The sequence below is a fragment of the Mesorhizobium sp. M7A.T.Ca.US.000.02.2.1 genome, from assembly GCF_003996995.1.
Taxonomy (GTDB): Bacteria; Pseudomonadota; Alphaproteobacteria; order Rhizobiales; family Rhizobiaceae; genus Mesorhizobium.
The window spans coordinates 1-932 of the sequence record NZ_RZTT01000815.1; the positions used below are offsets into that span (position 1 = coordinate 1).

Below are 932 nucleotides of genomic sequence, written 5' to 3' on the forward strand. Positions count from 1 at the left end.
CACCGGCTGATCCTCGCGGACTGTTTCCGGTGCGGCATCTTCGCTGCGCTTGGCGTGGCGTTCGCGCGGTTTGCGCTCGCCGCTCTTTTCCCTGCTGCGGTCGTCGTCCTTGCGTCCGGCACGGCGCGGCGCGCCCTTGCCACGGCGCGGAGCATCGTCCTCGCCTTCGCTGGCAACCACCGTCGACAAGTCGCCGTCATGCCACTCGATCTTGTTGCCGATCAGACGTTCGATGGCATCGATGTATTTGGTGTCAGATTTGGTCGCGATGGTGAAGGATTTTCCGGAGCGTCCGGCGCGTCCGGTGCGGCCGATACGGTGGACATAGTCCTCGGCGTGGATCGGCACGTCATAGTTGAAGACATGGCTGACATCGGGGATGTCGAGGCCGCGCGCGGCAACGTCGGAAGCGACGAGGTAGCGCAGCTTGCCGTCGCGGAAATTGGCCAGCATCTGCATGCGCGCGCGCTGGTCCATGTCGCCATGCAGCGCACCGGCGTCGAAATCATGCTTCAGCAGCGAGCGGAACAGCTCCGACACTTCGACCTTGCGGTTGCAGAAGATGATGGCGTTCTTCAGTTCTGCGTCTTCGGCCTTGATCAAATTGCGCAGCGTCTCGCGCTTGTCCCACGGCTTGGAGCCTGATTTGACCAGCCGCTGGATGATGTTGGTGGCGGCGGATGCTGCCTTCGAAACCTCGACGCGGACCGGCGCGTGCAGGAACTTTTCGGTGAGCTTGGTGATTTCGGGCGGCATCGTCGCCGAAAAGAACAGCGTCTGCCTGGTGAACGGGATCATTTCGCAGATGCGCTCGATGTCGGGAATGAAGCCCATGTCGAGCATGCGGTCCGCTTCGTCGATGACGAGGATCTCGACGCCGTTGAGCAACAGCTTGCCGCGCTCGCGGTGATCGAGCAGCCGGCCGGGTGTCG

At 62.8% G+C, this 932-nt stretch carries 1 protein-coding gene; it reads right to left on the reverse strand.

Annotated elements, in window-relative coordinates; all coding sequences use genetic code 11:
* On the reverse strand, window positions 1-932 hold a 932-nt coding region (locus EOD15_RS34840; protein ID WP_148129836.1), incomplete at both ends, for a DEAD/DEAH box helicase.